This is a genomic window from Vibrio sp. K4, from assembly GCF_051122595.1.
In the GTDB taxonomy this organism is placed as follows: Bacteria; Pseudomonadota; Gammaproteobacteria; order Enterobacterales; family Vibrionaceae; genus Vibrio; species Vibrio owensii.
On sequence record NZ_CP178578.1, the window covers coordinates 1,607,030 to 1,632,564 of the forward strand.

General features: G+C 44.4%; 21 protein-coding genes. 14 read left to right on the plus strand and 7 right to left on the minus strand.

The window, feature by feature from the left end; all coding sequences use genetic code 11:
• From ACLIIY_RS24645 to ACLIIY_RS24660, 4 genes are all read left to right on the plus strand, one after another.
• Entirely contained in the window at positions 1-4,110 is a 4,110-nt protein-coding gene (locus ACLIIY_RS24645; protein ID WP_434528700.1) for an RHS repeat-associated core domain-containing protein, read from the plus strand.
• Positions 4,111-4,167: 57 nt separating this feature from the next.
• The gene (locus ACLIIY_RS24650; protein WP_434528701.1) at positions 4,168-4,554 is read left to right on the plus strand and encodes a DUF7674 family protein; all 387 of its coding nucleotides are present in this window, start codon (positions 4,168-4,170) and stop codon (positions 4,552-4,554) included.
• A gap of 260 nt (positions 4,555-4,814) precedes the next feature.
• Complete coding sequence (locus ACLIIY_RS24655) at positions 4,815-5,954, plus strand: exonuclease SbcCD subunit D (protein ID WP_434528702.1); 1,140 nt, start codon at positions 4,815-4,817, stop codon at positions 5,952-5,954.
• A gap of 9 nt (positions 5,955-5,963) precedes the next feature.
• Positions 5,964-9,020, plus strand: coding sequence for an AAA family ATPase (locus ACLIIY_RS24660; protein WP_434528703.1), 3,057 nt, complete (start codon positions 5,964-5,966; stop codon positions 9,018-9,020).
• A 101-nt stretch (positions 9,021-9,121) separates the two neighbouring features.
• Here ACLIIY_RS24660 and ACLIIY_RS24665 read toward each other — a convergent pair whose 3' ends face one another.
• Positions 9,122-9,502 carry a cystatin domain-containing protein gene (locus ACLIIY_RS24665; protein WP_032802381.1) on the minus strand — a complete coding sequence of 127 codons (381 nt, stop codon included), beginning with the start codon at positions 9,500-9,502 and terminating at the stop codon, positions 9,122-9,124.
• A 375-nt stretch (positions 9,503-9,877) separates the two neighbouring features.
• Between ACLIIY_RS24665 and ACLIIY_RS24670 the strand changes: the two genes are divergently transcribed.
• The 7 genes from ACLIIY_RS24670 (at position 9,878) to ACLIIY_RS24700 (ending at position 14,932) form a co-directional block, all read left to right on the plus strand.
• A complete protein-coding gene (locus tag ACLIIY_RS24670) occupies positions 9,878-11,563 on the plus strand; it encodes an immunoglobulin-like domain-containing protein (RefSeq protein WP_045399936.1) in 1,686 nt (561 codons plus the stop codon).
• Positions 11,564-11,754: 191 nt separating this feature from the next.
• On the plus strand, positions 11,755-12,297 hold the full coding sequence (locus ACLIIY_RS24675) for an adenylate kinase (RefSeq protein ID WP_434528704.1): 543 nt from the start codon (positions 11,755-11,757) through the stop codon (positions 12,295-12,297).
• A 117-nt stretch (positions 12,298-12,414) separates the two neighbouring features.
• The gene (locus tag ACLIIY_RS24680) at positions 12,415-12,660 is read left to right on the plus strand and encodes a hypothetical protein (RefSeq protein WP_274791278.1); all 246 of its coding nucleotides are present in this window, start codon (positions 12,415-12,417) and stop codon (positions 12,658-12,660) included.
• Positions 12,661-12,730: 70 nt separating this feature from the next.
• Entirely contained in the window at positions 12,731-13,384 is a 654-nt protein-coding gene (locus tag ACLIIY_RS24685) for an amino-acid racemase (protein ID WP_434528705.1), read from the plus strand.
• A complete protein-coding gene (locus tag ACLIIY_RS24690; RefSeq protein ID WP_042606073.1) occupies positions 13,371-13,799 on the plus strand; it encodes a hypothetical protein in 429 nt (142 codons plus the stop codon). The genes ACLIIY_RS24685 and ACLIIY_RS24690 overlap by 14 nt, the downstream gene beginning before the upstream one ends.
• 27 nt (positions 13,800-13,826) lie before the next feature.
• Entirely contained in the window at positions 13,827-14,354 is a 528-nt protein-coding gene (locus tag ACLIIY_RS24695; RefSeq protein WP_434528706.1) for a histidine phosphatase family protein, read from the plus strand.
• Positions 14,355-14,410: 56 nt separating this feature from the next.
• Complete coding sequence (locus tag ACLIIY_RS24700; protein WP_005444070.1) at positions 14,411-14,932, plus strand: lipocalin family protein; 522 nt, start codon at positions 14,411-14,413, stop codon at positions 14,930-14,932.
• 17 nt (positions 14,933-14,949) lie between these two features.
• Here ACLIIY_RS24700 and ACLIIY_RS24705 read toward each other — a convergent pair whose 3' ends face one another.
• The gene (locus ACLIIY_RS24705; protein ID WP_434528707.1) at positions 14,950-15,729 is read right to left on the minus strand and encodes an AraC family transcriptional regulator; all 780 of its coding nucleotides are present in this window, start codon (positions 15,727-15,729) and stop codon (positions 14,950-14,952) included.
• 128 nt (positions 15,730-15,857) lie between these two features.
• Between ACLIIY_RS24705 and ACLIIY_RS24710 the strand changes: the two genes are divergently transcribed.
• Complete coding sequence (locus ACLIIY_RS24710) at positions 15,858-16,979, plus strand: multidrug effflux MFS transporter (protein WP_114321929.1); 1,122 nt, start codon at positions 15,858-15,860, stop codon at positions 16,977-16,979.
• Between the two features lie 111 nt (positions 16,980-17,090).
• Here the strand turns inward: ACLIIY_RS24710 and ACLIIY_RS24715 are convergent, their stop codons facing one another.
• The 5 genes from ACLIIY_RS24715 to ACLIIY_RS24735 form a co-directional block, all read right to left on the minus strand.
• Entirely contained in the window at positions 17,091-18,086 is a 996-nt protein-coding gene (locus ACLIIY_RS24715; RefSeq protein WP_434528708.1) for a succinylglutamate desuccinylase/aspartoacylase family protein, read from the minus strand.
• A 146-nt stretch (positions 18,087-18,232) separates the two neighbouring features.
• Entirely contained in the window at positions 18,233-19,765 is a 1,533-nt protein-coding gene (gene yfcC, locus ACLIIY_RS24720; protein WP_171371512.1) for a putative basic amino acid antiporter YfcC, read from the minus strand.
• Positions 19,766-19,983: 218 nt separating this feature from the next.
• Positions 19,984-20,310 carry a c-type cytochrome gene (locus ACLIIY_RS24725; protein ID WP_239967495.1) on the minus strand — a complete coding sequence of 109 codons (327 nt, stop codon included), beginning with the start codon at positions 20,308-20,310 and terminating at the stop codon, positions 19,984-19,986.
• A 78-nt stretch (positions 20,311-20,388) separates the two neighbouring features.
• Complete coding sequence (gene ltaE, locus ACLIIY_RS24730; protein WP_434528709.1) at positions 20,389-21,393, minus strand: low-specificity L-threonine aldolase; 1,005 nt, start codon at positions 21,391-21,393, stop codon at positions 20,389-20,391.
• 24 nt (positions 21,394-21,417) lie between these two features.
• Positions 21,418-21,933, minus strand: coding sequence for an NUDIX hydrolase (locus ACLIIY_RS24735; protein ID WP_017818795.1), 516 nt, complete (start codon positions 21,931-21,933; stop codon positions 21,418-21,420).
• A 271-nt stretch (positions 21,934-22,204) separates the two neighbouring features.
• On the opposite strand from ACLIIY_RS24735, the gene ACLIIY_RS24740 reads away from it, so the two are divergent.
• Positions 22,205-23,866: an ATPase RavA domain-containing protein gene (locus ACLIIY_RS24740; protein ID WP_053052493.1), complete on the plus strand. Its 1,662-nt coding sequence runs from the start codon at positions 22,205-22,207 to the stop codon at positions 23,864-23,866.
• Between the two features lie 9 nt (positions 23,867-23,875).
• Positions 23,876-25,330, plus strand: a complete 1,455-nt coding sequence (viaA, locus tag ACLIIY_RS24745; RefSeq protein WP_005443815.1) for an ATPase RavA stimulator ViaA — start codon at positions 23,876-23,878, stop codon at positions 25,328-25,330.
• Positions 25,331-25,535: the final 205 nt, after the last annotated feature.

A 25,535-nucleotide genomic window follows, 5' to 3' on the forward strand; every position in this document is an offset into this window, starting at 1 on the left:
ATGAATATACAAAGGATTGTCAAACTCACATCTTTAAACGGAATCACGTTTTACTTTTCCACGCAGCAACTCAGTACCGGATCGGAACAAAGCTTTGCAACCGCTCGAAGTGCAGAAGCGTTTATTGAGCAATTTCATTTTTCCGATTTAGAGGAGCTCAGTGAAATTGCGTCATGGACAAGCATGAGTGCGACTTTTTCACATGAATACCAGACAAAGACTAAGTCTGAACTTCTTCAAATTATTGCTCAAGGATTACAAGAAAAAATCCTTTTTGCTATTGAGTTGCCTAAGACTGCACCAAGCACATTTTATCCATCGGCTAACATACCTTCCCAAGTCATAAACCAACTGGCGAAGGTTGAGCGTAATAACTCGAAAGCCACTCATTCAGGTACCAACACTGTCGCAAGTAATAGTGCTCCTCAGGAAGAAAGTAGCAAAAGGCATGTAAAAGCAGGCGATCCTGTTTCCATGGTCACAGGGGAAGAAAATCTCTCATTGTCTGATGTCGGACTGCCGAATGGATTGGTTTGGTCACGAACGTATCGCTCATCGTTGTGCGATTCTTCTACCACGCTTGGTTTTGGTTGGAGACATATTTTTCAATATGAGCTAACAGACGTATTGGATGAAAAATCTAATGTGACGGGGTGGCTGTTCATCGACGAAATGGGGGACACAATCCTATTTCCTAATGTCGCCAAAGGTGGAATTAGTTACCAAACTTATGTAGGTGCGAGTTGCCAGTATCATAACAGCGGTTATCGATTAGTTACGTTAAGCAATGAAGCTCAAATCAAGTTTTTCTTAAAGAATGAGCAGTGGGTTGCCACTGAAATCCGTCTAGGTCATATGAAAGCGGTAAATCTCGAATACTCTCGAAATCACCGTATCACCCATATATGCGTCAACCGACAAAACCAGCTTGAGCTCCAATACAACCATCAAGGCCAATTAATAGAGATTAGAAACCCAAAGACTCAACATTTGCTAGCCAAGTACGATTTCGATGTTGATGGGCGATTGATAGCTGCTCAGAATGAAAATGGTTTAACCGAGCAATACCAATACGATGATACAAACCTAATTGTTAAACGAACAAGAGCTAGCGGACTTTCTCACTACTTTACATGGTCTGGGCGAGGGCCTGATGCGCAATGCATAAAAAATTGGGCGGATGAAAGCGTTTATGATTACTCGTTTGAGTTTGATGGGACCGAATCCAAATACCGAAATTCACTCGGACACTGTTGGCACTATAAACACAATGAACAAGGCAAGTTGCTTGAGAGTGTAAGCCCTGAATCGAGATGTAGGGCATTTGAGTACGACTCACTCGGTAGATTAGTTTGTACTGTCAACGCAGATCAGACATACACCCACCATAGCTACAACCCATTTGGCTTGCTCGAGAAAAAAACACACTCGTCGGGGGCTACAGAGGATTTTGAATACAACGAATTTGGCCAATGTATTAAGCATCACTTTCCTGACGGTGAAATCGAGTTTAAAGAGTTCAATGCACTTGGTCAGCTCGTGTGGCACCAACACAGTAATGGGCTTCAAGAACGCGCCGTATTTGATAAATATGGCAGACAAGTAGAAAGGAGTGCTGATACTGGCTCTCGTACACAATGGTGGTGGAATGACTCGCATCAGCTGTTAGCAAAAAAAGTCGATCAAAGTTTGATTCGCTATAGCTATGATGAGCGCGATCGAGTGAACGGTGTCGCTTACCCACATGGCCTTATAAGCGGATTTGAGCGCAACGAAAGCAACTTACTCACACGCCTATACTTCCAAAGCTCAGAAGATGGTACGTCTCGAGAGCATCGCTACCAGTATGACGAAGTTGGGCGAGTTAAACAGGTTCATACGCCAAGAGGGACAACCCAAATTGTTTGGGGGAACTTTGCTCAACCAACGGAAATTGTTCAACCAGATCAAAGCTCTTTTTCCTTCACGTACGATGCGGAAAGGAAACTGATATCTATCAAGCGTTCTGACGGTTGCCAATACGAGTTTGAATACACTCCAGATGGCCAGATCAGCCAGACAATTAGCTTCGATCAATTTCAAACAAACTACACCTATGACCGCGCTGAAAGATTAAGTGAAATCTTACATTGTAGTGGTCGCATCTCTTTTGAGTATGACGAAGTTGGTCGCATCGCGAGGGTGAAAGCCCATGGTAAAAATCGTAGTGTTGAGGACCATTACCAACACACCTTAGGCGGCAAGTTAATCCGCGCGCATAACCGCTTTTCTAACGTTTCCTATACGTATCTAGGTACAAAATTGGTAAGTGAAGAGCAGGGACGCTTTTCTTTCGTCAATCAGTACCAAGATAACGGTTTACTCCGCTCTCAACGTTATGACGACGGCACAGAGGTGCTATATGAGCATGACCAATTTGGCATGATATGTGGATTAATTATTCATTCAAACGGCTCTGAAAGAGAAGAGTCAATTAAGTTTGAATACGATGAATTACAACGTTTATCGATAATCACTTATAGCGCGGGAAAAGAACGAAGAGAGTTCGATGGAATAGGTCGCTTGAAGCGCCAAACATGGACTGGTTTCGAGCGTAAATACCATTTCAACGCACAGCATTTTCTTTCGCTTATCATCGACAGTGAGAAGGGAGCTCAACATTATCAATATGATGAGCTCGGCCACTTAGAAAGAGTAAAGACAGAAACCTCTGAAGAGTCATACGTCTATGACAGTTTTGGCAACTTTAATGACGACAGTGCGCAGCGAAAACATGACCGTCTTATTGAATACCATGGTATCAGGTACGAGTACGATGAACTAGGAAACAGAACCAGTAGTCAAGGCAATGGACGAGAGCAGTACTGCACTTACGATGCTAAAGGGCAACTGATTGTCGTCGAAAGCGAAGGGCATTTATGCCAATTTGAATACGATGCGCTAGGTCGAAGAACGAAGAAAATCAGCGAAAATGGGACCTCCGAATTTATTTGGCAAGGAAGTCATTTAGTCGGCGAGTATTCTCGTTCAGGTTTTCGGTGGTATCTATATCAACCAAACAGTTTTGTTCCGCTTGCACTTATTGAAAACGGCGAGTGTTATTTCTTCCAATGCAATCAAATCGGAACTCCAGAGCGTTTGGTGGACTCGAATGGGCAGGTAGTTTGGCAAGCAACATACGATACCTTTGGATTTGCTCACGTTGAAATCGAGACGGTTAAAAATAACTTTCGCTTACTGGGGCAGTACTTCGATATTGAGACTGGTCTGCACTACAACTTAGCACGTTACTACGACCCTCAAATAGGTCGATTTATCCAACCCGATCCCCTAGGGCTGCTTGGTGGAACCAACCACTATCAATTTGCGCCAAATCCAGTTTCTTGGGTCGACCCCTTGGGTTTATGTGCAAAAGAAGATACGCCGACACTTCTTGCCGGACACAATGATAACTCGCCTGAGAAGTCGGTGTATTACGCAATGGGGTCAGGGAATTATCAAGCTACAGGCTCTCAGGCTTCGTCCAATTACAAACTACATGCGTCTTCGTCCCCGCATCATTCAGCTTTAGGTATTAACGATGTGCATATGGCACTCGATGCCGCCGGTATGGTACCTGGAGTTGGTATTATTCCTGACGCAATTAATACGGTCTTATATGGTGTAACTGGTGACTTTGTTAACGCGGGCATTTCCCTTTCTGCAATGGTTCCCATTGTCGGGCAGGGAGCTATGGCGACTAAATATACTTCTCATGCTAGTGAAGTATTTAATGTGCGAGGAGCTTCAAATCCTATACTACATGAAAAGCTAAAAGTTGAGCTCCGGAAAGGAATGGAAAAACCGTTTGTAAAAGAAAAGCGTTTGAGCCAATTGATGGATAGTCTATACCGCGAGAATGCTAAGGTTGGTAGTGGTAGTACGGCTGATGCAATTAGATATGAGAGAATAACAGGGAAAAGTGTCGGAGGCAGGTTTCACTCTCAAAAGGGAGTAGATGCAATTGAAGCATTAACGAAATGGTTGGCAAAAAATCCAACTGCTTCCTCTAATGATCGAGCCGCGGCAGAAAACGTTATGCTTGATCTAATGAATGCACTTAAGAGCTGATTCGAATATTATGTTCGGACAATAAAAACATACGTATGATTTTTTGAGAAGGGATGTATGACTGGTAAAGAAGTGATTAAATCATTACTTATTATCGTGCCTGAATTTATGGCTGAATGGGAAGAGTATTTAGATTACTGGGACGGCGAAGACGCTGGACTATCAAATGACTTCACAGAATTTGCTAGCTACTTTATCGAGAATATCGACGAAATTTCAATCCAAAAAAGACAGCAGGTTTTCATTCTAGTTGAAAATTGTTTTCTTAATGGGGATTACGCAGTAAAAGATGCTATAGCGACGTGTTTTTTAGAGGTATTGCTTAACGCAACTTCCTCTCAACAAATTGAAAGTTCAAAATTTGTTGATTTATTAGGTTTTGAATCCAAAAAATACTGTAGACAATGGGATAAGTTTACAGGATGTAAAACTAAGGGCTTATAAAGAGTATAGAAGTTTTGGCGTGGAGATATATACTAGTTAATGCATCTGGAACAAGTAAACCTATTTTTTCGAGCTTAGTGCAACAGCTCAAAACAGGTTCTATAGCTGCCTATCTAAAGCGATACGCGAAATAGTCGTTTAGTTGACAGCTGTTGTCGTCGCATGAATTTCCACACAAACCACATGAAAAGCTTACTAACTCACGATATCCTAGGGGGATAATAAGATAACGCCATGTAGATGGCAGAAAGTGAATTCGAATGAAGTTTATCCATACCTCAGATTGGCACCTTGGCCGACAGTTTCATAACGTCTCTTTGCTTGACGATCAGCAAGCCGTTCTTGACCAGTTAATCCAATACATTGAAAACAACCCTGTTGATGCAGTGGTTGTTGCTGGTGATATTTATGACCGTTCTGTCCCACCAACCATTGCGATTGAGCTACTTAACAAAGTAGTGAAACGAATCTGTGGTGAGCTAAACACGCCGATGATTTTGATTTCTGGCAACCATGATGGTGCTGAGCGCTTGGGTTTTGGTTCAGAACAAATGAAAAACGCGGGTCTTCACATTATCAGTAACTTCGAAGACATGCTTATCCCTGTTGTTATTGAAACCGAAAGCGCAGGGCAAGTTGCTTTTTATGGCATGCCTTATAACGACCCTGAGCAAGTCCGTTTTGCCTATCAAGAACCCGTTTCGACCCACGATCAAGCGCACAAGTTACTTGCCGAAAAAATCACTGAGCAGTTCCAATCAGAGCAACGCAACGTGTTAGTCAGCCACTGCTTTGTCGATGGTGCCATTGAGTCTGAATCTGAGCGTCCACTTTCGATTGGCGGTTCCGACCGCGTAAGTCACGAGCATTTCCTCAACTTTGACTATGTGGCGTTGGGGCATTTGCATCAGCCACAGAAAAAAGGCGAAGAGTACATTCGTTATTCTGGTTCACTGATGAAATACAGCTTTGGTGAACAAAACCAGAAGAAAGGTTTCACGCTGGTGGAAATCGACCAAAACGGTTTTGTCTCGGCAGAGCATGTTGACCTTGCTGCACCTCATGAGATGCGAATCGTTGAAGGTGAACTTGAACAAGTAATAGAGCAGGGCAAAACCGATCCGAAAAACGAAGACTACTTGTTGGTACGTTTGATGGATAAGCACGCAATCTTAAACCCAATGGAAAAGCTACGTACTGTTTACCCGAATGTTTTGCACCTAGAAAAACCGGGCATGTTAATTGGTGTCGAGCAGGAGATGGCGCAAGCGAAGTTGGCGAGAAGTGAGATAGACATGTTCCGAGACTTCTTTTCGGAAGCGCAAGACAGCCAATTATCGCAAGAACAAGATCAAGCGATCAGTGACATCATTAAACAACTTTCCCAGCAAGCTCAGTAAGGACCAAACATGAAACCCATTAAACTGACAATGCAGGCTTTTGGTCCGTTTGCTCAAACAGAAACGATTGAATTCGACAAGCTGGGAACTAACCCTCTGTTTCTTATCAATGGCCCTACTGGTTCGGGTAAAACATCAATTCTCGATGCGATTTGTTTTGCGCTTTATGGTGAAACAACGGGTAACGAGCGCCAAGGTACTCAAATGCGTTGCGATATGGCAGCGCCAACGTTGCTGACTGAAGTGACGCTAGAGTTCTCTTTGCACGGTAAGTCTTATCGAGTGATTCGCTCACCAGAACAAGAAGCGCCAAAAGCGCGTGGTGAGGGCATGACGGTGCGTAAGCATACCGCAGCTTTGTATGAGATTACGGGCGAAGAAAAGCTCATCACTAGCAAAACAACGCAAGTAAAGACAGAAGTGACCAATATTATTGGCTTGAACGAAACTCAGTTCCGCCAAGTGATGGTGTTGCCACAAGGTAAGTTTCGAGAGTTGTTACTTGCGACGTCCAAAGAGCGTGAAGAGATATTTGGTCAGCTATTCCAAACGGATATCTACAAGAAGATTGAATACGCACTGAAAGACAAAGCGAGTGCCATTAGCAAAGCCAAAGACGAGTTTGATAACCAAATTCGAGGCGCGCTGCAGGTAGCTGGTGTTTCTTCCGAAGTGGAGTTAACAGAGCAGCGTGAAGCGTTAGCTTCTCAATTTGAATCTGTGCAAAAGCAAGAGCAAGAATCTCTGGCGCAATTAAATGCGGTAAAAACGGAACTGCAAAAAGCAGAAGCGCTGAGCAATGAGTTCAAAAAGCGCGAGCAAGCCGAAATTGCGTTGAAGCAACACTTGGAACAGAGCGATGCTGTCTCATCACGTCAATTGCAGTTAGACAATGCGAAGAAGGCAAGCAAGGTTGAGTTGCCTTATGTCACGTTACAAAATGCCTCAAAGCAAACGCAAGAACTTGAGCAAAAGGTGGCTAAGCTATCTCAAGATCTTACTGTGGCAAATGACGCGGTAAAATCCAAAGAAGGCGCATTGCAAACCGCGAAAGAACAAGCTGCACAATTGCCAAAACTGACAGAGCAGCAATACCAACTTGAAGGCATGAAAGGAAAGTTGGTTGAAAAGTCAGAACTAGAGAAAGCCATTAACGCAGGTTTGACGCAAAAGTCAGAGTTTGAGGTAACGCTTAATAAATATATCGCTCTGAAAGAGAAGTTAACGCTAGAGGCGCAACAAGGTCAGAAGTCACTGGATCAAGCTCGAGTCGATGTTGCAAGTATTGGCAGTGTAGAGGCTGAGATAAAACAGCAACAACGTTTGATGCAAGACCTACAGAAGCTCACTGGCTTAAACCAAGAGCTAGCGAAATTGGATGCATTGACTCCTAGTAAACAAGCTTCGGTTGACCAAGCAAAAGCGAGATACGTAGAACTTCAACGCTCAGCAGATACACTTGAATTGAGCTGGCACAATGCTCAAGCCGCAGTATTGGCTCAGCGCTTACAAGCCGGTGAAATGTGTCCGGTGTGCGGTAGTGTAGAACACCCTCAACCCGCTCAATTTGTTGGTGAAGAGGTAACAAAAGAGCAAGTTCAGCGCGCTCGAAACGCGGAGCGAGAAGGGCAAGTTGTACTTAACCAATTGAACAATCAGTTGGAGCAGCACAATATCGCAGTCGGACAATACAAGCAGCAGATTGAGCAATTATCCGTTGAACTTGGCCAAAACGCATTAATGGATTTAAGCGCGTTACAAGCGTCTATGCAGCAGCTCAATGAACGTTTACAGCAATTGTCATCGATTAACTTGGTTCAGCTGGAACAAAGCGTCAATGAGTTAAACCAGCGTTGTGTTACTGGTGAGGGTAAGATCAGTGATCTACAAAACCAGATGGCAGCGAATGAATCGACGGTGAAAGTGAACCAAGAGCAATTGGCTAAACTGTCTGCTTCGTTAGATGCTAAGTACTCATCTCTTGAAGTTCTTGAGCAAGACATTGTTGCGATTCAAAAACAGATTGCGGAGTTAAATGCCACATTCGAGTCTGCACAAAACCATTTGCAACAAGCCGTGCTGGCGAAGACCAATATTGAAAGCCAACTGACAACTAATCAACAGTGGTTGAATGAGGCACTAGAGCGTTTGAACACAGCTAAAGCTGATTGGGCGCAAGCGTTGCAGGCGAGCGCATTCGAGGATGAAGCGCAATTCCTAACAAGTAAAGTTGATGAGGCCGAGATGCAGGTTTGGCAGCAAGAGATTGATGCGTTCAAACAAACTCAAATCAAGGCAGAACAAACATTGGCAGACTTGAATTCAACGTTGAAAGACTTGGTGTTACCAGATTTAGAAGGGCTTAACGTTAAGCTAAACAGTGTTCAGCAAGGTTATGTTGAAGCACGCAATCAGCTTGATAGCACACGCTCTTTGTTTGAACGTCTAGAGAAAGTCCGTAATGATATCGCTACGTTACACGACAAGAACACTAAGTTAGAAGACGAATATAAAGTGTTTGGCACCTTGTATGACGTTGCAAGCGGTAAAACGGGTAGCCGCATCAGTCTGCACCGATTTGTCCTTGGTGTATTATTAGACGATGTATTGATTCAAGCGTCACAGCGCTTAAGTCTGATGAGTAAAGGTCGTTATATCTTGGCTCGTAAAACTGAAGGCTTCAAAGGGGCGGCAGGACGAGGCTTGGATTTGGTAGTTGAGGATAGTTACACAGGTAAAACGCGCGATGTTGCGACGTTATCAGGTGGTGAATCTTTCATGGCAGCGTTGGCATTAGCGCTCGGTCTATCTGATGTTGTGCAGTCTTACAGTGGCGGTATTCGCTTGGATACGCTGTTTATTGATGAAGGTTTTGGCAGCTTAGATCCGGAATCTTTGGATCTTGCGATTCAAACCTTGGTCGACTTACAGCAAACGGGTCGCATGATTGGCGTGATTTCTCACGTATCCGAGCTGAAAGAGCAAATGGCGCAACGCATTGATGTTGAACCGTCGCGACTTGGTTCTACGGTTTCTGTGAAGTCTCAGATGGCATTTGATTCTTAATCGGTAACGGTCAACGGTATTGGTAAACATTGATAAACAAAAAGCCCCGCTAGATTACGGTGTAAAATAGCGGGGCTTTTTGGTTCTCAGTCTCGAAGCATTTATTGTTCGCAGAAGCGACCTTCTTTCGGTGACTGCGTAATCGCATACTCACCATCAAGGTTGCGGTAAACAACCGTGTTCCAAACTGAGCCGTCATTCAATTCAAACTCTATCGCGTAGTTCACACCACTCACAATTTGTGCATGAACGGACAAGATCTGTTTAAACGAAGAGAGAGTTTCCATTTTGTTTAGGACAAAGGCCATTGCCTTTTGTGCGTCTGGGGTAGCATCGAATTCGTTCCACCCACCTGGCATATTTCCTTGTGTACTACATACATCTGCCGAGGTTGTTGGCTGTGTCGCTTCATCTTGAGTTTTTTGCTGACATCCGACAAGCAAAACCAAGATTGCGCAAGCTGACACTGTTTTTAATTTCATAAAAATAACCTCTATTTATGTAAGCCCGCATTATATAAGTTGGCATTCCAGCCCAATGTCTACGTTGTGCAAACTTTTTATATGAACAGGGTTAAATCCTGATTAAATCGTTGCGAGTGACCTCCAAAAAATAGATTTTGGTTAACTTTTTGCCTGATTTTGATAGTAAGTCACGCTTGAGAGCGAACGCTAATTTCCTATTCATTTCGCGTCGTGAATTAAGATCACAATTATAAAATAGACATGGAAAACATAACTTTGCACGTGTATCTGTTTTCTCAATACGGCCATATAATCCAATCAAAATTCATTAGGCACCAATAGAAAGTGCTGAATGATTGTTGTGATGAAGCAAAATGGATGAGAGGTAACACGATGAAGCAAAAAGCGCTATATCTAGCAGTAGCATTGGGTTTGAGTGGTCTTTCAAACGTAGCATCCGCTAATGAGATGGTGAATCCAGATGGTGGTGTCGTAGTCGGTTATTGGCATAACTGGTGCGATGGGGCTGGTTACAAGGGCGGTAATGCACCGTGTGTGACGCTGGATGAAGTTGATCCTATGTACAATGTGGTTAACGTCTCCTTTATGAAGGTGTTCAATACCAGTGAAGGCCGTATCCCAACCTTTAAGCTCGATCCAAATATTGGTCTTTCAGAACAACAATTTATTGATCAAATTGGCGCACTAAACCAACAAGGACGCGCCGTTCTTATTGCGCTTGGTGGTGCAGATGCACACGTTGAGCTGAAAACTGGCGATGAGCAAGCATTCGCACAAGAGATCATCCGCCTGACTGATAAATTCGGCTTTGATGGTCTGGATATCGATTTAGAGCAATCTGCAGTAACCGCGTCAGACAACCAAACCGTAATTCCAGCTGCACTTCGCCTTGTAAAAGAACACTACCAACAGCAGGGTAAAAACTTCCTAATTACGATGGCGCCTGAGTTTCCATACTTAACAGAAGGTGGCAAATACGTTCCTTATATTACTGGATTAGAAGGGTACTACGATTGGATCAACCCTCAGTTTTACAACCAAGGTGGTGATGGCATTTGGGTTGAAGGTGTGGGTTGGATTGCACAAAACAATGATGCGCTAAAACAAGAATTCATTTACTACATTTCAGACTCTCTATCGAACGGTACACGTGGTTTCCACAAAATTCCGCATGACAAATTGGTGTTTGGTATTCCATCTAACATTGATGCAGCCGCAACAGGCTTTGTACAAGACCCTCAAGATCTTTACGATGCGTTTGACCAACTTAAAGCGCAAGGGCAGGCACTTCGTGGCGTAATGACATGGTCGGTGAACTGGGATATGGGCACAGACAAGAATGGTCAGGCGTACGGTGAAAAGTTTGTGAAGGATTACGGTCCGTTTATTCATGGCCAGACTCCACCACCGCCAAGTGAAGGCGAACCGGTGTTCAGCGGCATCAGTGATGTTCGCGTGCATCACGGTAGTTCATTTGATCCGTATGCAGGTGTTACCGCGTCTGACAAAGAAGATGGAGACCTAACTAACAGCATTACTGTTGAAGGTTCAGTTGATGTGAACACCGTTGGCACATATGTTTTGGTTTACAGTGTAAAAGACAGCGACAACAATGAAACCAAGCAAAGCAGAACAGTTGTTGTTTACAGCCTAGTGCCTGAGTTTGAAGGTGTAACGGATACGACCATACAGCTTGGTGACGCATTTGACCCAATGGCAGGCGTAAAAGCGACGGATGCAGAAGACGGTGATTTGACTGATCAAGTTCGTGTAGAGGGCAGCGTAGATGTTAACGTGCTAGGTGTCTACGACTTGGTTTACCGAGTAACGGATAGTGCAAATCAGACTACGACAGCTCAACGCTCTGTGATTGTTTCTGATGGCAGCAGTTACCCTCCGTATGAATCTGGAAAAACCTATGAGGCAGGTGACATTGTCACAGGTTCAGATGGCAACTTGTATCAGTGTAAACCGTGGCCATACACGGGCTGGTGTTCAAACCCTTCTTATGCGCCTGGTGAAACCGTTTACTGGTCAGACGCATGGGATAAGTTGTAATTAGCTCATGAATTATTGCAAGCCTCCTTCACTGGAGGCTTTTTTATGCGCGTAACTTCACATCTTATTGAACCTACACTAGAACTTTAAAACGTAATCATTAGTATCCCGCCTCCGCATTTTCCACACTTACCTATAGTTGGAATGCGTCGCTCTTTGTCAATTTGGTACGGTCACCTAGGAGGTTTTTAATGAAAAGGATCAATGTAGTAGGCAGCAGCGGAAGCGGTAAATCGACGTTTTCAAAGCAGCTCGCAATGAAATTAGGTGTCACGTACATAGAAATGGACAGGTTGTTCTGGCTTCCCGACTGGAAAGAACTCGATGATGAGACGTTCTTCGATAAAGTCGTGGACGTAACTCAACAAGAGGCTTGGGTACTCGACGGGAACTACAGCAGAACACAACCGTACAAATGGCAAAGGGTCGATACCATCATCTGGCTCGATTATTCACGTTCTATCACCACTTATCGCTCCGTAACTCGTGCTATCAAAAGGGCATGGACTCAAGAAGAGTTCTGGGAAGGAACTGGAAATAGAGAAAGTTTTAGAAAAGCGTTTTTGAGTAAGGATTCAATTATTTGGTGGTCGGTTAAGAATTACCGAAAGAATCGGAAGCGTTATTTAAAACTGAAAGATGACTTAAAAGGTTCGCCTATCGAGTTCATCCACATCAGTTCGCCAAAAATGGCACAAGATTTTCTTGGTTCTCAAGATTTTATAAATAGATAAGTAACTTATTTAAGGGACTTTTTGGCAACGGCTCGCAGCTGTGTAAATTCTGACATTTCGCCTCCGTTAGATGATGAATACTAACCACGTTCCCGTCGTTTTCATTGTGGAGGTATTATGATCGGCTACGAAGAAATGGCGATATCCGGCTACCTAGGTTGGTTACTCGCTGTTTTGTTGGTTTACCCCTTTGCCTATGTTGGTATTCATATCGGAGTATTCGATATAAAAGTTCGTACCAAAGTCAGCCGTTATTTCAATCGCTTTATATTAGCTTTGATTGTATTTTTACTGATTATGCATATGCAAACTGAAGTGGTTTACGGCAAGTACTTTCTTGGTCTTTGGGAAGCACAACAGTAACTCTGATCGCATTAATTCCCATCGCCTTGTGCTAAGTTGTCGAAATTGAACTAAAAATCGACAACTTAGCATGAAGCCATACGACCTATATTTTCTTCATACTTCACCCGTACACATTCCACCTTTCTCCGAACTGATGACAGAGCTCGCACCTGATTTAAAAGTCGCACACTTTGCCGATGCTGAGTTGTTGGAGCGTTTGGTTGCTGGAGAGGACGAATCTAAGGTGGAGCAATCCGTACAAGGCAAAGTACGAGAGCTTTCTGAACAAGCAAACTTGGTGGTTTGTACCTGCTCCTCAATTGGTCGCTTTGCTGAATCGCTTACAAAGCAGGGCGTTAACGTTCAGCGTATCGACCGCGCGATGGGTGACCAAGCTGTCACTCATGAGCGAGTGTTGTTACTCGCGGCATTATCGACAACCATTGAGCCCAGCTTGGCGTTACTTGAGACAAGTGAGGGCAATTGTATCCGTCAGTTAGATACGTTTGTGGTTGAAGGTGCTTGGGAACGCTTTCTCGACCAAGATAACCAAGGTTATTACGACAAGATCAAAGCGGTAATAGAGCAAAAGGCTCGTGATTATGACGTAATCGTATTGGCACAAGCTTCTATGTCAGGTGCCGCATCATTAGTTGATGTCGACATTCCAGTATTAAGCAGCCCACGTTTAGGCGTAAAAAGGGCAATTGAAACCTTAAGGACATTCCATGCAAATAACTAGTTGGATTCAGCTTTGCTTACGCGAGCTTGAAGGAGCGCCCATAAAAGAACATTCCGATATCGAAGCATCTTTTGCTGAGTCGGAACGTTTCTCAAAATGGAAGGCAAGCAAAAGAGAAGTACGCTTCGAAGAAGTCAGTGATCGTTGCTGGATCAAGAGTTGCACGGGAGGCTACATCACAGAGGTACATTTGCATGCAGATGGTTCACTTGATGAATACACCTTGTTTGGACGCCTTCATACCAAAGGGCATTGGGAGCTAGAGGCTGGCGTACTTCATATCACTATCTACAAAGGTGAAAACACTTATGAACTTTCTGTTGTGGGAAATCGTGAACCTTCCATCCACTCTGCGATTGAATACAAAAATGGAGAAGTGCACTCCTATCTAAAACTGACTCCAATTTCTCAATAGCAATTTAACAAGGACGAGCACCACAATATGGACATTGTATTTGTAAGGCATGGTGTGCCGGATTTTACGTTAGCAGATGAGCGGCAGATGACCCAACTTGAGAAGGATTATGCGCCGCTTTGCCGAGAGCATTTGCCTGTGTTGCAAGAAAAACTCAATCATCCAGTCTTCAATGGTGCCGAAATCATCATCAGCTCACCTTATACGCGTACTCTTCAAACTGCAGAAATTCTCAATCGTCATCGCGGTTTGCCTCTGTTTGTTGAGCATGACTTGAGAGAGTGGCGCGCTGATAAAGAAGGCGGCTACATTACATTGAATGAAAGAGACCGACGCTGGCTCGAATACCGAGAGCTGTTAAAAGCGGGTCTTCCAATGGCCGATAATCGCTACGAACATGTTGATGAGCTAAAAGCACGGGCTGAGTTGGTGCTGGAACGCTACCGCCAATATCGAAAGGTTGTTGTCGTGAGCCACTTTAATGTGTTTGAAGCACTACAAGGTTTCCAAGACGTAGGACTGTCCTGTGGAGAATTTCGATACATTAATTTCTGATCGAATTTTTATCTTCTATAGTAAAATCAGACACTAATTTAATTTCAGGTTGCTGTATGAAATCTCTTAAAACACTTTTACTTTTGTCTCTTGCAACGTTGTTTGGCTGTACGTCTAAACCGGACGGCGTGGAGCCCGTCAACAACTTTGAACTTCAACCATATCTAGGTAAGTGGTATGAAATTGCGCGTCTTGATCACTCTTTTGAGCGTGGTTTATCGAATGTGACGGCTGAATACGAGCTTCGTGAGGATGGTGGTGTAACAGTTATCAACCGAGGTTATTCAGAAGAAGATAAAGAATGGACGCAAGCTGACGGCAAAGCGTATTTCGTTGATGGTGAAAACACAGGGCATTTAAAAGTGTCTTTCTTCGGTCCGTTTTATTCGTCTTACATCGTATTTGAACTAGGTGAGAACTACGACTACGCATTTATCTCTGGTTTCAATCACGACTACCTATGGCTACTGTCACGCACGCCAACTGTCGATAAAGCAACGGTCGAGCGTTTCAAACAAGTAGCAAAAGAGAAAGGCTTTGCGTTGGACGAGCTAATTCTCGTAGACCAAACTAAATAACACGCGAAATGATCGCCTTATAACAACGATCTGTGCTTCATAAAACTCAGTGGTGTCTGTCCGGTTTGTTTCTTAAAGAACGCAATAAATGCGCTGTCTGATGAGAACTCCAAACAATGGGCAACATCACTGACTTGTCTTTCTTCACATAAGAGCTCAATAGCCTTAAGTAGCCGCCATTGTTGACGCCAATCTTGATAAGCCATGCCAGTCTCGGCCTTAAATAGGCGCGTGATGGTTTTGCTGCTCGCGCCAACGGTTTGTGACAGTTGGTTTAACTCTGGTGCTATAAAATCACTCTTGGTCATTGCCTTACGAAACCCTGTTAAACGTCGATCAGAAGGCAAGGGTAAAGAGAATTCAAACTGCTTCGCTTGGTAAAACTCTTCCCAAAACAAAGTGCTCGTCGCTTGGGTTTTCGTTTCTTCAATATCCCATTCCCACAATGCCATTTTGTCGATCAGTGCTTTTAAAAGATCATTCACCTCAATCATCACGATATTTTTCGGGCAGCTGTATTGGCTGCAATCGAAATAGAGTGAACGGTAAGCTACAACGTTGGTCATGACAGCTCTGTGAGAAGTATGCGGCGGAATCCACACCGCTTTGGTTGGTGGTAAGGTGCAAATAGAGTTATCGAGTGCGAACGTCATGCAGCCTTGTGGCGCATAAAGCAATTGTCCTTTCTTGTGTTCGTGCATACCGGAATCATGTTTGCCGACATCCGCTGCGATACCAACTACACTCGCGGCAATTGCGTCCGCATCAAATCGAGTATTGTCTTCAATAATTGCCATTTGTCCGAATCTTGATGTTTTTGGTTTTAATGTTGTTAATGGGTAAAGCATAACGCCTTCTATACTGCACGCCAAGTTAAGTTCGTTACCCACTTAAACATCTGTAGGAGTGGGACAGAGAGGTAAAAATGAAAACGAAACCTTCTATTGGATTGATGGTGGTGATGCTGATGTTTCCGCAAATTGTGGAGACCATATACAGCCCAGCGCTAGGTAATATTGCTCAGTCGTTTGCTGTGACGTATTCACAAGCAGCGCAAACCCTATCTATCTACTTTTCTGCATTTGCGATTGGCGTGGTGGTTTGGGGAATCTTGGCAGATAAGTGGGGCAGACGCCCGACCATGCTGGCAGGGTTGCTGGTTTATGGCGTATCTGCTTTGGTCGCTATGCAAACAGAAAGCTTTGATGTGATGATGATAGCTCGCGCGTTCAGTGCCTTTGGTATTGCGGTTGGGTCGGTCGTGACACAAACCATGCTAAGAGACAGCTTTTCAGGCGATGAGCTAAGCAAAGTATTCAGTGTTATGGGCATGGGTATTTCCATTAGCCCTGTGATTGGCATGTTGCTCGGTGGTCAGTTAACAGCACTCGGTGGCTATCAGGTTGTGTTCTTTACGTTGTTTATTTTGGCGCTTGTTTTGCTGTGCTACAACGCGGTTAATCTACCTGAAACACAAACTCAAAAGCAGCCGCTAAACATCGGTTCATTGCTTGGACGAATGTTGAAAGATGCTCAAATCTGGCAATCTGCGTTGTTGGTTGCGCTCTACAACATTGCTTTATTCGCATACTACCAATTGGGCGCATTCACTTTTGAGCAGCTCGGACTGAGTTCTGAGCAGTTCGGATACAGCGGTGTGATATTGGGCGTTGGTACCTTAATTGGCAGTTTGATGAACAAGTCATTGCTAGCAAAAGGTCGCTCACAAACGCATTTGCTTTGGATTGCATCAGCATTTTTGATCATCGGAGGCTTCGGTGTGTTTATGCTGCAAACATCGATTTGGTTCTTGGCCCCAATGTTGTTCATTGTGATGGCATTTGGTATCGCGATTCCAAATGTTCTGAGCACCGCTTTAGTTGATTACAAGCAACAAGCGGGCAGTGCAGGGGCATTGCTAGGATTAATGTACTACTTGATGATTGGTTCAGGTCTAGGCTTAGCTGGAATGATTCAAAACCTTGGATTTGTTCTTATGTCGTGTGCAGCTTTGGTTTTATTGGTGACATTGTCACGCAAAGCTTAGCTGAAGCTGTTGAAGAGACCAAAAAAGAAAAGCCCTGCAAGTTATGCAGGGCTTTTTGTTATTGTTTTGAGTTTAACAGTCTGAAATTACGAACTATTAAATTCAAAGGTATTACTTAATCAGTCGAACAACCAAAGAGCCTGGTGCTCGGATCGATTCAATGTTGTGACTAAGTACCGTGCCTTCTGTCGGGGCTGTATAACGCTGAATCTCATCACCAAAGCTGTCGTATTGAATTGCAACCAATTGACCTTGTTCTACCTTATCCATCATCTTCACTTGTGGTAGTACAAAACCACCTAATTCAGCGCGAATGCTGATTATGTCTTTACCTTCTAGGCAAGGCGTGATTTCTGCAACTTCACCAGTTACTACGTCATGGCGAACAAGGATATTGAAGATGCCAGTCACGGTACGGTCGATCAGCTCTTGTTCTGTGTAACGACCAATGCCCACCTCGATGGTGATGCTTGGAATGCCGCTGTTGTTCCAGACGGTTTCAAGTACACCTGCGTCACCCGGATCGTTAAGAATCGCATCTGGGTTAATGAGGCGAGCCATTTCCAGAGATTGCTCAATACGGAAATCGGCAAAAACGTACAGCGGGTAAGCAGCACCAGTGGTTTGAGTGTGTAAATCAATCGCCAGTTCTGCGTTTGGCTTAAGAAGGTTATTCCACAAAGCAAATAGGAATCGGTTTGCTTCGTTGCCGTTTGCATCGCCAGGGAAGAAACGGTTTAAGTTTGAAGGAGATGCATCTGGATCCGCAGAGAAGAAGTCACGGCTGTGGTTCAGCATACCCGTCAGGTTGATGGTCGGAACGACAGTTACAGTACCTGCGATGTCTTTACCAATCAGTTCACGAGCGGTCTTTTGAGCTGCTAAAACACCGTTGTATTCGTCACCATGAACACCTGCTGTGATCATGATTTTCTTACCCGGTTTTTCGCCTTTGAAAACCAACACAGGTAAATGTTGCCACTGAGATAGGGCGTTGGTTGCGATACGGAACCAAAACTTATGCTCGCCTGCAGGCAAGTCTGTTACGTCAAGAGATTGAATGACTTGATGACCTTGAATTACGTCATCCAGAAATTGTGTTGCCATTAAAGTTGTCACTCCAAAACATCTTACTTTGATGCTTGTTTGCCATACGGCTTGAATTAAAAAAGGCGAGAACCTTGTCTCGCCTTATTCTTTATACCCAAACTCCGCTTTCGCGTTTAAGTTGCTTGGGGATATTGGTAATCAGTTTACGCAAAACCCATCACGTGAGCTGCGACGACGACAATGCTCGATAGGGTAAAGAGTAATAGCATAAAGCGCCAGCAGAATTTCGCCCAGTCACCCCAGTCGATACGACATACACCCAGTGTTGCCATTAGAGACGCTGAAGTTGGTACGATAACGTTAGTGAAACCGTCACCAAGTTGGAATGCTAGAACGGCTACCTGACGTGTAACGCCAGCGATGTCTGCAAGAGGAGACAATAGAGGCATTGTCAGCGCTGCTTGACCGGAACCTGAAGTCACGAAGAAGTTGAAGATCGATTGGAAAACATACATCAACCAAGCCGCAGCAACGTCAGGAAGACCGCTGATTACGCCACCAGCGCTGTTCAGGATCGAGTTCAGTACGCTCGCTTCATCAGTAGTACCGCCACCTAGGATAAGCAATACACCTTTCGCACAACCAACCAATAGAGCAGGGGCAAGCATGATTGCTGCACCTTCTTTAAATGCGTCAGCCGCACAGTTTAGCGTCATGCCGTTCAGACGGAAGATCGTACCGATAATCGCAACGACAAAGCCCATAGTGAAGAATTGTGACGCGATTTCTGGAATGTACCATGCGTTAGCTACTACGCCCCAAACAACCCATACGGTAGTTGCGATAACCGTAAGGATAACTAGGGTGTCACCTAGGTTCCAACGAGATTCGTGGTCACCTAGCTCTTGCTGACGGAAGTATTTGTCAGTACGACGGCTGTAAGAAAGCTCAGGATTTGCTTTGATACGCGCTGCATAGATCATAGTGAAAGCAATACCGATAAGTGTAAAGCCAGCCCACAGGCCCATACGTACAGTCATACCAGACAGAACCGGAATACCAGCAATACCTTGCGCGATCGCTACCGAGAATGGGTTCATCCAAGACGTTGCAAAACCAATCTGAGTCGCAACGTAGGTCACCATAACTGTAGTGATACCATCGTAGCCAAGGCGAACCATTAGTGGCGCAATGATAATCGCAAATGCAACGGCTTCTTCACCCATACCAAATACTGCACCGCCCAAAGAGAACAGCAAGAACAGAACTGGAATGAATAGCGCTTCGTTACCTTTGGTCTTGTCGATAAGACGTAAGATACCGTTGTCGATTGTGCCTGTGCGCATTACCACACCAAATGCACCACCGATAACCAGCATGAACATGATAACGCCAATCGCGCTGCCCCATTTAGAGCCTGAAACCAGACCTTCGAATGGGAAGTTCATTAGACCAATGCCACCGCCTGACGCGAACAGTCCAACCTTGTTGTAAACCAATTCACCGTTTTCGTCGGTTGCATAAGAGAAAGAAGATGGATCGATAACTGTGCGAGTTTTTTCTGCACCGTCGACCATGTAGGTCACCTGTTGGCTATCAAAATGACCAGCAGGGATTAAGTAGGTAAGAATCGCAGCAAGAATACCAACAATGAAGATCAAAATGAGGGTATCAGGCATCTGCCATGATTTAGGGGTTGCCGCCGATTCCGATGGCTGAGCGTGTGTGTGAGACATAACCTATTTCACGTCGAATTATAGAAAGCATGAAATATCGATAAAATAGAATAAAAAGTCAATATTAACTGAGTTGATGAACTATAAATTCATCAATAATTTGATCTGAAGAGGGTTGAGTTGCTTATCAATGATTTAATGGTTAATTGTTTTGGTTAGATGTTGTGCGAATGAAAACGGAGTTAGGACTTGTGGTGATTCACAAGTCCCATAATTATTCACTTTTCTGCATGAGGTGTTTGTTCTGAATAAAACGCGGCAACATCGCGCAAATCTTCATCATTCAGCATGCGTAACTGGGCTGCCATCATTTCTGCCAAAGGACCTAAGCGAAGCCGATCTTGATAGGCTTTCATAGAATCATACAGGTACTGAGCATTCTGACCGGCTAGGTTAGGGTAAGCGTCGTTTGTCGTCATGCCGTTCGAACCATGACAGTAAACACAGCTTGGCGATTTAAGTTTGCCTTTATCAACGTCACCGAAAGGTTTCGCCACAACAGAGGAAGAGAGAAGAAGAGACGTTAGAAGCACGTATCTAAGCATGAAATGCACTCATTGTAGTTCTTGAAAGCGCATAGAATAAAGCTTCCCCTTAGGGGAAGCTCAATGATCAAAATCAAGTTAAAGCAGAGATTTAAGGCTAGATAGGAAGGTATCGATGTCTTGTGCCGAAATATCTTTGTGCGTCACGAAGCGGATTGGGTTTCCTGGCGTAATTGTGATGCCTTGCTCCTTCATCTTTTCAGCAATACCAGCAATATCGACTTGTGGATCAAGCTTGGCAAAAACGATGTTGGTTTGAACAAATTCTGGATTAACAGAGAAACCAGGCAATTCCGCTAAACCTTCCGCTAATGTCTTTGCATTGATGTGGTCTTGTTTTAGCTCTGCTACTTGCTCGGTAAGGGCTAGTTTACCGGCTGCAGCAAGAATACCCGCTTGGCGCATACCACCGCCGACCATTTTTCTTAGGCGGCGTGCTTTTGCAATGTACTCTTTGCTACCAAGCAGTAGCGAACCAACAGGGGCAGCCAAACCTTTAGATAAACAGATAGTCATTGAATCAAAGTACTGACCAATCTCTTTCACTGGAACATCAAGCGCAACAGCTGCGTTAAATACGCGAGCGCCATCTAGGTGCATCTGCAAGTTATGTTTGTTCACAAACTCACGAGCCTCAGCAAGGTAGGAAAGAGGAATCACTTTACCATTGATGGTGTTCTCTAAGCTAAGTAGGCGAGTACGTGCAAAGTGCGCGTCATCTGGCTTGATAGCGGCTTCTAGCTTATCAAATGGCAAAGTACCGTCTGGGTTGTTTTCAATCGGTTGAGGTTGAATAGACCCCAGTACCGCCGCGCCGCCAGCTTCGTACTTGTAGTTATGCGCTTGCTGACCACATAGGTATTCGTCACCGCGCTCACAGTGTGCCATTAAGCCAAGTAAGTTTGCTTGTGTGCCTGAGGTTGTGAACATTGCCGCTTCAAAGCCCGCAAGCTCAGCCGCAAATTGCTCTAACTCGTTAACGGTTGGGTCATCACCGTACACATCATCGCCGACAGGAGCGGTAAACATTGCTTCACGCATTGCTTGTGTAGGTTGCGTAACGGTATCTGATCGAAAGTCCATAATTCTCTCCTCGGTCGAAAAGACCTAAATATAACCGCAAAGACGAGCTTTGCTTAGGCAAGCGATAGTTTTGGCATCCGTAATAATGCCTTGAATAATTTGTTGTTCGAGTTCTTCTCGTGACAATGTCACTACTTCAATAACTTCGTCGTCGTCACACTCGTATCGATTGGTTTTGTTCAGTTGTTCGGCAACAAACAAGTACTGGATTTCATCACAGAAACCAGCAAGAGGAGTAACTTGACCAAGCGATGTAAACTTTTCGGCGCTGTATCCTGTTTCTTCTTCCAGCTCTCTTTGAGCACAGTGCAAAGGATCTTCATCGCCTTCACGTGTACCAGCAGGCAATTCAAGCAGCCATTTGTTAAGAGAGGGACGGAATTGATTAACAAGAACGATGTTGCCATCTGAAGTAATAGGTAAGATAACGGCAGCACCGGGGTGTTGGATAGTGGTATGTGTGATCATCCGACCAGTTGGTAGTTTAACTTCCTCTTCGACTAGAGAAATCTGCTTCCATTTATGAATTGTATTGCTCATGCAGTTGTGGATCCTAGCTGTAACCGCGCATTGACGTGCTTTGCACATTAACCACAAACCACCGGAAACAAAAGAAGAAAATGGTTTCATACTCTTGCGAAACCAGCACATTCAGTGAGTTATGTCTCATAAATGAAAACTATGGTTGCTCGCGCACGCGCGCGAAGAGCATCTGGTATAAACGAGGTTCACTAAAAAATACACTTGTAACAAAGTGATAACAAATGTATAAAATTATATATACAGCCTCAGTTCAACAGCCGGAGCTTCTATGATTCAACCATCTTTCGCATCTAATGCAGAAAAGGCGCTTCTTTCAGAGCGTATCAACAAGCTAGCGAAAGCGTTAACTGATGGCGTTTACGAACGCGAACACACCATCAAACTTTGTCTTCTTGCCGCTCTTGCCGGCGAAAGCGTCTTCCTGCTTGGTCCTCCAGGGATCGCAAAAAGCCTAATCGCAAAACGACTTATCCAAGCTTTTGATAATAGCAGTTATTTTGAATACCTCATGACGCGCTTCTCAACACCTGAAGAAGTGTTTGGTCCATTGAGCATTCAAGAGCTAAAAGACAACGGTCGTTATGTACGTCTTACTCAAGGGTACTTACCAACGGCGCAAGTGGTTTTCCTTGATGAGATTTGGAAAGCAGGTCCTGCCATTCTGAACACGCTTTTGACCGTTGTGAACGAAAAGACATTTAAAAACGGCAGCGATATCGAACGTGTACCGATGCGTCTTTTGGTTTCTGCATCAAACGAGCTGCCAGATGAAGACAGCGGCTTAGACGCACTTTACGACCGTATGTTGGTGCGCGTGTTTGTAAACCGCATTCAGGATAAACAAAACTTCAAGTCCATGCTGACGGTGGGTACATCTCAAGAAGCGCAAGTTCCAGAGGGCTTGGCGATCACAGACGAAGAATACCACCGCTGGCAGCAGCAACTCGACAAACTTACTCTGACCGACAACGCATTCGAAAAGCTGTTCCAACTAAAAACCATGTTGGAAACCAAAGTTGAGTCTGAGTTTGGCGACGCATCATTAACAGACATGTACGTGTCAGACCGCCGTTGGAAGAAAGCGGTCAAGCTGCTTAAAGCAAGTGCGTTCTTTAATGGGCGTGACGAGATCAATCCACTTGATCTTCTGCTACTTCAAGATTGTTTATGGAACAGCCCTGAGTCACGCGATGTCGTTCGCGGTGTGATTCAAGAGTTCGCTCTTAAGCATGCCTTTGACCAGCAAGAAGCAGAACAAGAGATCGAATACTGTCGTGAATCTTTGGTTGATGTTCAGCATGAGCTTGAAGACAAATATCGCATGACGCTAAACGCAGAAGCGGCAACGGGTCTGCTTCGCAAAGAAACCATGAGCTTCGATACATCCAAAGCGAAAACTTACAAAGTAGGCGCGGCGGTGAATCTGGTTAAGCTGGTTATTCTGCAAAGTAACATGTCGGTTTCTGAATCAGAGAAGGGTGACAGCCGCTGGGTATACGTTCCAAAAGACGAACTTGACCGAGTGATCAAAGAAGGTCATGGCGATGTGTATGGCTACGTGAACCAAAACACCAATATGTGTCGTCTGCGTTTTGATGTCGATGCCGCCAACAACCTAGTGATCCGTGACATTGCTAACCGAGGCGTGTTGGTGAGCTTGGTCACCCAAAAAGGTTTAGATGTTGAGCTTTACCAAAAATGGTTGGCAGAAAGCGAAAAAGCAGTCAGCCAATTGAGTGAAGCTGAACATCATATGCGCAAGGTTAAAGCCAACTTCCATGGCGCATTACCACACAGTTTCGTGGATCCAGAGTTACCACGTCTAATGGAGTCGAGTCTGCAACAGGTGAGCCAGAGACTTGAGTCTATCCAAGGTGAAAGCGAGAAGATCATTCAACGCTTCAAAAACTTACATCAGTTTTTCTCTTAAGGAGACGACATGTTAGGTGCAGACGGACTCAACTTAGCGCTCATGGTGGCAGATTCAGGCATCATTGATAGTGCGGTTAACGATTTAATGGCGCGTTCACAAGTCATGATGATGGCAGAAAACCGAGGCATGAAATCCTCAGTGAAAAACCATCTGCTTAAATGGCGTGGCAACGTGAAAAAGCGCATGACGAAAGTCTGTGAGACAGAACGTTTTCAACAGGAACTCGCGCTCTACCAAGAAGTCATTTATTGGGATGAGAACGAGTTCTTTGAGCGCATTGATGATGTGATCAAGAAGCTTGAATGGCACTCAGCGTTTTATATGCAAGCGCGTCGCATGATGGAGAAGAACAAGGGGGTGAATAACCCAATGTTCCCTCATTACTTCTGTGACCAGTGGTATCAAAGCCTTGCCGAAGCAATCAAACAAGCGCAAGTTTCTGAGCTTGAAGAGAACAAAGAAAAAGTCCTTAACGATCTTTATCAACGTATGGAAACCATGCGTAACATGGATAAAGTGACGGAGTCCGGTGACGAAGAAAGCGTAGGGCGCTTATGGGATATGGCGTCCGCTAAGTTGAGTAAAACCGACTTAACCGTGATGAAGCGCCACGCAGAGTTCCTTAAAAAGCACAAAGGCTTACAAGAAATTGCAGAACAGCTTGGTCGCATGGCGGGACAAGTGAATGATCCTGACCTCAACCGCGCACCAGCAGAAGAGCTGCAAATGGTTGAGGAAAAGAGCGACGAAGCAACAGACGATATCGTCGGTATTCATGAAAGTGACGATCTCAACAAACTGCTACCGAACGAAACCATGTTTTTGGCTTACCCAGAGCTGGAAGTCGTGTTCTACAAGCATTTGGTTGATAAACGCTTGATGAACTACCGCACGCAAGGTAAGTCTCGCACATTGCGTAAAGTCAAAGCGCACAAACCCGATCATAAAGCGGTGGACGTTGAAAAAGGACCGTTTATCGTTTGTGTTGATGCATCAGGCTCGATGAGTGGCTTCCCAGAACAATGTGCTAAGGCTATGGCTTATGCACTGATGCAAATCGCTTTGGCGGAGCAACGTGATTGTTATGTGATTATCTTCTCCACGGAGCACATTACTTACGAGTTAACTCGTCAGGATGGCTTACGTGAAGCTGCCGACTTTTTAACTTACAGCTTCCATGGTGGTACAGATTTGGAGCCAACGTTGATTAAATCCATCGATTTGATGAACAGCGACAAATACAAAAACGCCGATATGGTTGTTATTTCAGACTTCATTGCGCCAAAACAGCAAGATGAGTTGCTTGCAAAAGTCGATGCGTTAAAAGCGAAGAAGAACCGATTCCATGCCATTAGCTTGTCGAAGTACGGCAACCCAGCGTTAATGTCGATGTTTGACCACACTTGGTCTTACCATCCAAACGTAGTGGGACGCTTGTTTAAACGCGTTGCCAACGGTTAACCACGAGAGTTAAGAGAGAAAAGCGGCACTGATTGCCGCTTTTCTTTTGCCTATCTATTTTGATTTGCTTTAACCAAAACGAATAAATCTGGACGGTTTAGGTCGAATTAACATCGGATTGGTTTAAAACAAAGCAAACAAACAGAAATTTTGGATTTTTGTTTGACTATATTTCCTGAATCCGTAAAGTAGCAACCAACGCAAC

What these genes read in the sequence shown, in the direction of transcription:
- ACLIIY_RS24700 (WP_005444070.1), top strand. Translation starts at nt 14,411, where the DNA reads ATGAAATCTCTTAAAACACTTTTACTTTTGTCTCTTGCAACGTTGTTT.
- ACLIIY_RS24655 (WP_434528702.1), top strand. Translation starts at nt 4,815, where the DNA reads ATGAAGTTTATCCATACCTCAGATTGGCACCTTGGCCGACAGTTTCAT.
- ACLIIY_RS24705 (WP_434528707.1), bottom strand. Translation starts at nt 15,729, where the DNA reads ATGGCAATTATTGAAGACAATACTCGATTTGATGCGGACGCAATTGCC.
- viaA (WP_005443815.1), top strand. Translation starts at nt 23,876, where the DNA reads ATGTTAGGTGCAGACGGACTCAACTTAGCGCTCATGGTGGCAGATTCA.
- ACLIIY_RS24685 (WP_434528705.1), top strand. Translation starts at nt 12,731, where the DNA reads ATGAAGCCATACGACCTATATTTTCTTCATACTTCACCCGTACACATT.
- ACLIIY_RS24660 (WP_434528703.1), top strand. Translation starts at nt 5,964, where the DNA reads ATGAAACCCATTAAACTGACAATGCAGGCTTTTGGTCCGTTTGCTCAA.
- ACLIIY_RS24670 (WP_045399936.1), top strand. Translation starts at nt 9,878, where the DNA reads ATGAAGCAAAAAGCGCTATATCTAGCAGTAGCATTGGGTTTGAGTGGT.
- ACLIIY_RS24680 (WP_274791278.1), top strand. Translation starts at nt 12,415, where the DNA reads ATGATCGGCTACGAAGAAATGGCGATATCCGGCTACCTAGGTTGGTTA.
- ltaE (WP_434528709.1), bottom strand. Translation starts at nt 21,393, where the DNA reads ATGGACTTTCGATCAGATACCGTTACGCAACCTACACAAGCAATGCGT.
- ACLIIY_RS24675 (WP_434528704.1), top strand. Translation starts at nt 11,755, where the DNA reads ATGAAAAGGATCAATGTAGTAGGCAGCAGCGGAAGCGGTAAATCGACG.
- ACLIIY_RS24725 (WP_239967495.1), bottom strand. Translation starts at nt 20,310, where the DNA reads ATGCTTAGATACGTGCTTCTAACGTCTCTTCTTCTCTCTTCCTCTGTT.
- ACLIIY_RS24710 (WP_114321929.1), top strand. Translation starts at nt 15,858, where the DNA reads ATGAAAACGAAACCTTCTATTGGATTGATGGTGGTGATGCTGATGTTT.
- ACLIIY_RS24695 (WP_434528706.1), top strand. Translation starts at nt 13,827, where the DNA reads ATGGACATTGTATTTGTAAGGCATGGTGTGCCGGATTTTACGTTAGCA.
- ACLIIY_RS24715 (WP_434528708.1), bottom strand. Translation starts at nt 18,086, where the DNA reads ATGGCAACACAATTTCTGGATGACGTAATTCAAGGTCATCAAGTCATT.
- ACLIIY_RS24735 (WP_017818795.1), bottom strand. Translation starts at nt 21,933, where the DNA reads ATGAGCAATACAATTCATAAATGGAAGCAGATTTCTCTAGTCGAAGAG.
- ACLIIY_RS24645 (WP_434528700.1), top strand. Translation starts at nt 1, where the DNA reads ATGAATATACAAAGGATTGTCAAACTCACATCTTTAAACGGAATCACG.
- ACLIIY_RS24690 (WP_042606073.1), top strand. Translation starts at nt 13,371, where the DNA reads ATGCAAATAACTAGTTGGATTCAGCTTTGCTTACGCGAGCTTGAAGGA.
- ACLIIY_RS24665 (WP_032802381.1), bottom strand. Translation starts at nt 9,502, where the DNA reads ATGAAATTAAAAACAGTGTCAGCTTGCGCAATCTTGGTTTTGCTTGTC.
- ACLIIY_RS24650 (WP_434528701.1), top strand. Translation starts at nt 4,168, where the DNA reads ATGACTGGTAAAGAAGTGATTAAATCATTACTTATTATCGTGCCTGAA.
- ACLIIY_RS24740 (WP_053052493.1), top strand. Translation starts at nt 22,205, where the DNA reads ATGATTCAACCATCTTTCGCATCTAATGCAGAAAAGGCGCTTCTTTCA.
- yfcC (WP_171371512.1), bottom strand. Translation starts at nt 19,765, where the DNA reads ATGTCTCACACACACGCTCAGCCATCGGAATCGGCGGCAACCCCTAAA.